Genomic DNA, 5961 nt, shown 5'->3' on the forward strand with positions numbered 1-5961 from the left:
AATAATCCCTTTAAATTCCTTCGCATTCCATTGATTATTGCCTTCGAAAGTGGCAAAAACACTGACCAGTTTACCTTTATTTAAGCGTAAAATATTTTCGATGTATGACTGCTCAATTGGCAATTGGCCTGGAGCCATCCCTGCAGGTGCTGACGGTGCGCCAGCCCCGCCTCCGCCCCCGGCACCGGCTGGTGGAAATTGCGGGAATCCTTGTGCACCAGGTGCTGGATAAAAACTTTGCCCGGCTTGTGGTGCTCCTTGGGCTCCCTGCTGCCCTGCTGCTCCAGTATATGGCTGAAAGCCCTGTGGATTGTAGAATTGATTCATCCTTTTCCCTCCNNAAATAAGGTATTTGAGATTAATGGAGTTCTTTCTAAGACTCGCTGTTTAAATAGTATGAGCACAAGGGGCGAAATATGACTAGCTAACGGGGGAGGAACAGCAAAAAAAGTCCCCAGCCGCAGCTGAGAACTTTTTAAAAAATTAAACATGTAGGAAACTAGCTACCCGTTCTTCTTCTAAGATGTTACCCACAAAGAATGAGCCGAATTCTCCATATTTAGCACTTACTTCATCAAAACGCATTTCGTAGACAAGCTTTTTAAACTGAAGGACATCATCCGCAAACAAGGTTACGCCCCACTCATAATCGTCAAAACCAACGGAACCGGTGATGATTTGCTTTACTTTACCAGCGTATGTACGACCAATCATTCCGTGGCTGCGCATCAGATTACGACGCTCTTCCATCGGCAGCATGTACCAGTTATCATTGCCCTGGCGGCGCTTATCCATTGGATAAAAGCAGACATGATTTGTTTTAGGGAGCGTTGGATAAAGCCTCGCTAAAATTTGTGGATTTTGGTATGGATCCTCACCTGCTGGCAAATAGTTGCTAAGTTCAACAACCGATACATAGGAATGAGCAGGCACGGTGAATTCAGCTAGTCTTGTTTTATTAAATTCAGTTTCAATTTGGTTTAGTTCTTCCATCGTTGGACGGAGAATCATCATCATGAAATCTGCTTTTTGACCAACAATTGTATATAAAGCATGGCTGCCTTCTTTACTTTCCTGTGTGGTATTCCACTTTTCAACTAGACTTAAAAACTCGTGGATGGCGGCTTGGCGCTCATCACTAGGGAGCATTTTCCAAGTAGTCCAATCAACGGTCCGGAAATCATGGAGGCAATACCAGCCATCAAGCGTTACTGCTGCTTCACTCATTATAATCACTCCTAAATAATCATTCTTCCTTTTTACAATCTTTACTATAACATAGTTTGACCCAGTATCGCGCGAATAAACCTATCTAAGCAAATCAATGGATATTTTTCCTGGAAAAAGTAAATCATAAAAGCTAGCGCGTAATTTTTTGAAAACATAAACTTTTTGTATGAAAACGTTATCTGTGAGTCTTATCATTGAAATTTAAAAAAGGTAAAGTATGCTAATTTATGTAGGTTGATTAAGGGAGGATTTAGTAGTGAGTGATTTATTTGAAGGATTAAAACAAAAAATTTCTGGTCGTGAGTTGAAAATTGTTTTTCCAGAAGGATTAGATGAGCGGATTGTACGAGCGACAAGCCGTTTAGCAGAGGAAAAACTAATTACACCGATTTTAATTGGCAATATCGAGAAAGTGCAGGCGAAAGCAGCAGAGCTTGGCGTTTCTTTAGATGATGCAGAAATTTATGACCCAGCAAGCTATGCGGGCATGGACGAGCTAGTTTCAGCTTTTGTTGACCGCCGTAAAGGGAAAGCAACCGAAGAGGATGCACGCAAAATTTTACTTGATGAAAACTACTTTGGCACAATGCTTGTTTATTTAAATAAAGCTCACGGTCTTGTCAGCGGTGCGGCCCACTCCACGGCAGATACGGTACGCCCGGCCTTACAGATCATTAAGACAAAAGAAGGTGTCAAGAAAACTTCCGGCGTATTTATCATGGTTCGTGAGGATGAAAAGTATGTGTTCGCCGATTAATATCGCCCCAGATAGCAATGATTTAGCAGAAATTGCGATTGAAAGTGCGAAGACGGCTCACATGTTTGATATGGAACCGCGCATTGCGATGCTCAGCTTTTCCACAAAGGGTTCAGCAAAATCTCCTGAAACCGAGCGAGTGGCAGGCGCAGTCGCAGAAGCGAAGCGTCGTGACCCATCGCTTGTTTTAGATGGAGAATTCCAGTTCGATGCGGCTTTTGTTCCATCTGTGGCAAAAAGCAAGGCACCAGATTCTCCGCTGCAAGGGGATGCGAATGTATTTATCTTCCCAAGTCTTGAAGCAGGAAACATCGGCTACAAAATTGCGCAGCGCTTAGGCGGCTTTGAAGCAGTTGGACCGATCTTACAGGGCTTAAACGCACCGGTAAACGATTTATCACGCGGATGTAATGAAGAAGATGTCTATAAGCTGGCATTAATTACGGCAGCACAAGGGTTATAACTAGAGTTTATTTTTTGTAGGGGCTGGTCCATTGTTATGGTGGATTGGCCTTTTTGGGTTAAATTCCCAAACTTTGTATAAATGTTCTGGGGTTTTGTAGAATTATCTTGTTTTTCGTAAAATTATCATGATTTTCGTAAATAAAGTATAATACTTTGTATAAAAACTATGAACTTTGTAAGAAAACTATTAATTCAACTCAAGGAGCCACCGAAATGGAAGGATTACTGCGCCAGCCGCAATGGCGAATTATCGATCAATCAGCGGCGGGCATTCATTTTCAAGCATTGCAATCATTTGGAACTGATGATACCCTGTGTGCCTCTGTCGGGTCGGGTCAGGCACCGGCCACAGCTAGGACATGGGTCCACCACAATACTATCGTTCTCGGCATTCAGGATACTAAATTGCCATTTTTACAAGAAGGTATTCAGTTTTTACAGGAGCAAGGCTATCAAGCGATTGTCCGAAATTCCGGCGGCCTCGCAGTTGTCCTCGATGAAGGCGTCCTCAATATCTCGTTAATTTTTCCTGAAGCGGAAAAAGGGATTGATATTAATCGTGGCTATGAGGCAATGTGGCAGCTCATTCAAAATATGTTTGCTGATTTTCCGCATCAGATTGAGGCTCGGGAAATTGTCGGTTCTTATTGCCCGGGAAGTTACGATCTGAGCATTGCCGGGAAAAAGTTTGCCGGCATCTCGCAGCGCCGTCTTAAAAAAGGGGTCGCTGTCCAGATTTATCTCTGTGTGAACGGCAGCGGCGCGAAGCGGGCCGAGCTGGTGAGGGAATTTTATAAACTAGCAAAACAGGATGCAGAAACGAAATTTGCATATCCAGAAATTGTTCCAGAGGTCATGGCTTCGCTTGCGGAACTGCTTGGAACGGATCTTACCATCGCCGACGTGATGCTCCGTCTATTAAACCAGTTAAAGGATCACAGCGGGTTATTATATGCAGGTCCATTAAACGAGTATGAACTGGGATTATTCCCTAGCTATTATCAACGGGTGATTGACCGAAATGAAAAAATCACTGCCATGTAAAAAGCCGTAAATCCCACTTGAGCGGATTTACGGCTTTTTTTGGAAAGAGATGTTGCGCTTTTGCTCTTCTCCCAGTGCTATTAACTGTGTTTTCTGTCTAGCTACAGAGCCCAACGGCTAGTGTACNNCTTCCGCTTTTCTTATTCTGCGACCTTTTCTAAATTTCCGTTTCGGTCCATTTTAAATTTAGTAGCTGGTCTTTCTTCTTCTTCAAATAACACAAGCTTGCGGGCGCGGTTCATGATCTTCATTAAGGTCTCGTAATCTTCTTGAATCGTTTCTGTATTCTGCTCAAGGCCCTCGATTTTAGCGGCCATTTCTTCATTTTGGCGTCTTACTTCTGCCAACTCTCTTTTTAATCTTTCATTCTCACTTTTTAATGCTTCATTTTGCAGATTGGAATGATGAAAGTTTTGCAAGTAAGTAATAACGGAATCAAGTGAAAGTCCTGTGTTATTTGCCTGACGATAGTTTTGAACTGGCGTTTGAACCTGTGCTTGGGCATAAACAGGTGCTTGTGATGGTACCGAAGCAGCAGGGTTTACATAAGTTTCTTCTGCCATCTCTGCTGTCATATCTGGCATGTCAAAGCTAGTTTCCAGCGGCATATCAACTTGAGTTGGGATTGTATCAAACTCCGGTGATCCAGTGAGCGGCGGGCTATATAACAGCTTTTTCTTGCCGCCTTGCTCTTTTCCTAATACTCTTTGTCTTTGTTTTCGTTGCTTTTTCGCTAATTGTAGTGCTTTTTCGTAACGGTGACGAACAACAGCATTCCATCTGAATCCACACGCAGCAGACGTACGATTCAGTTTATCGCCTACCTCTTCAAAAGCGTTTAGTTGTGTACTACCTTCTCTTACATGCCTAAGGACAGTTTCGGCTAAAAGCAAATCATTCTCATCTGTCCATGCGTCTTGACGAACTTTCATATGTTCAACTCCCTTTTATAGTTTTTAGATGAACCCGCCTTGGTTCTTGACGAGTTTTTAAAAGTTCTAGTCTTAGGATGGACAAGTTTTTGAACCTTTATACCAAAATGGTTGCAAGGATAGTAGATTTTTTTAACGAGTTTAGTAAAGATTGCAACTTGCATTCGAATACAAGAAAATGTAAAATACCAGAGGAGTTAATCGGTTGTTTTAAGCTATCCAAGCTGGATAAACTATAGATATAGATTAGATTGTGACCAAGAAAGGGTTGTCTTACATGTCCAATGAATTTCGCGTATGCGACGATTGTCAGGCCGTGAATTTAAAGACATTAATCCCTCGGTTAAAAGAACTGGATCCGGAGGCTGAAGTCAAAATTGGCTGCCAATCCTACTGCGGGCCTGGCCGAAAAAAAACCTTCGCCTTTGTCAATAACCGTCCCGTTGCCGCATTAACGGAAGAGGAATTAATGGAGAAAGTAAATAAAAAGATAAAATGATCACCTCAGTCCTATAAACTCAGGTGATTTTTTTCCCCCATCCATGTCGAAAAATCGTGTAGAATTTTGCTGAAAACAGGGTGGTTTTTGGGATATAATAGAAAATAACAAAGAAAAGGGCAAGATGCCCTTAAACGCCAGGAGCAAGTTTACGAGGGAGAGGGAAGTCTATGGCCTATTCGGCGGAAAAACTTAGTGAAGAAAAAGTCTTTAAAGACCCCGTCCATCGCTACGTCCACGTACGTGACCTGGCCATCTGGGATTTAATCGGAACGAAAGAATTTCAGCGCTTGCGGCGCATCAAACAGCTCGGAACAACGTTTTTAACCTTCCATGGCGCAGAGCACAGCCGCTTCAACCACTCTCTAGGTGTCTATGAAATTGTCCGCCGCATCATTGACGATGTGTTTGCGGGCAGACCAGAGTGGAATGATGACGATCGCCTGTTGACCCTATGTGCAGCATTGCTTCACGACCTTGGCCATGGCCCGTTCTCCCATTCATTTGAAAAAGTGTTCGATTTTGACCACGAGGAGTTTACCCGGCAAATTATTTTAGGGAATACCGAAGTCAATAACGTGCTGTTGCGTGTGAGTCCAGATTTCCCTAAAAAAGTAGCCGAAGTGATTGCGAAAACATCGGAGAAAAAGCTGGTAGTCAGCATGATTTCCAGTCAAATTGATGCGGACCGGATGGATTATTTGCAGCGGGATGCCTATTTTACCGGCGTCAGCTATGGTCAATTTGATATGGAACGGATTCTTAGGGTGATGCGGCCGCGCGAAGATCAGGTGGTCATTAAAAAGAGCGGCATGCATGCAGTCGAAGATTATATTATGAGCCGCTACCAGATGTATTGGCAGGTCTATTTCCACCCGGTATCGCGCAGTGCGGAGGTTATTTTGACAAAAATTCTCCACCGCGCCAAGCAATTGTTTGAAGAAAACTATACTTTTAAATACGAACCCATCCACTTTACATCGATTTTCAATGAAAAAGTAACCTTAGAAGACTATTTAAAATTAGATGAATCA

Annotated in this window: 6 protein-coding genes and 1 pseudogene; 4 read left to right on the forward strand and 3 right to left on the reverse strand. The window is 42.9% G+C overall.

The window, feature by feature from the left end:
• Both V7659_RS12660 and hemQ read right to left on the reverse strand, forming a co-directional pair.
• Positions 1–327: spore coat protein GerQ (locus V7659_RS12660; RefSeq protein ID WP_335540320.1), on the reverse strand; the 327-nt coding region annotated here is incomplete at its 3' end.
• Between the two features lie 156 nt (positions 328–483).
• Positions 484–1227: a hydrogen peroxide-dependent heme synthase gene (gene hemQ / locus V7659_RS12665; RefSeq protein WP_335540321.1), complete on the reverse strand. Its 744-nt coding sequence runs from the start codon at positions 1225–1227 to the stop codon at positions 484–486.
• Between the two features lie 259 nt (positions 1228–1486).
• Here hemQ and pta point away from each other — a divergent pair.
• Together pta and V7659_RS12675 are read left to right on the forward strand one after the other, a co-directional pair.
• Positions 1487–2450, forward strand: a pseudogene (gene pta, locus V7659_RS12670) (phosphate acetyltransferase).
• Positions 2451–2665: 215 nt separating this feature from the next.
• Positions 2666–3496 (forward strand): lipoate--protein ligase family protein, encoded by an 831-nt coding sequence (locus V7659_RS12675; protein ID WP_335540322.1) that lies wholly within the window; start codon positions 2666–2668, stop codon positions 3494–3496.
• A 140-nt stretch (positions 3497–3636) separates the two neighbouring features.
• Here V7659_RS12675 and V7659_RS12680 read toward each other — a convergent pair whose 3' ends face one another.
• Complete coding sequence (locus V7659_RS12680) at positions 3637–4428, reverse strand: RsfA family transcriptional regulator (RefSeq protein ID WP_335540323.1); 792 nt, start codon at positions 4426–4428, stop codon at positions 3637–3639.
• A gap of 277 nt (positions 4429–4705) precedes the next feature.
• Here V7659_RS12680 and V7659_RS12685 point away from each other — a divergent pair, with 277 nt between their 5' ends.
• Together V7659_RS12685 and V7659_RS12690 are read left to right on the forward strand one after the other, a co-directional pair.
• Positions 4706–4927 (forward strand): DUF1450 domain-containing protein, encoded by a 222-nt coding sequence (locus V7659_RS12685; RefSeq protein WP_144551753.1) that lies wholly within the window; start codon positions 4706–4708, stop codon positions 4925–4927.
• A gap of 170 nt (positions 4928–5097) precedes the next feature.
• Positions 5098–5961: HD domain-containing protein (locus V7659_RS12690; protein WP_335540324.1), on the forward strand; the 864-nt coding region annotated here is incomplete at its 3' end.

This window comes from Neobacillus drentensis (assembly GCF_036966985.1).
GTDB lineage: Bacteria > Bacillota > Bacilli > Bacillales > Cytobacillaceae > Neobacillus > Neobacillus drentensis_E.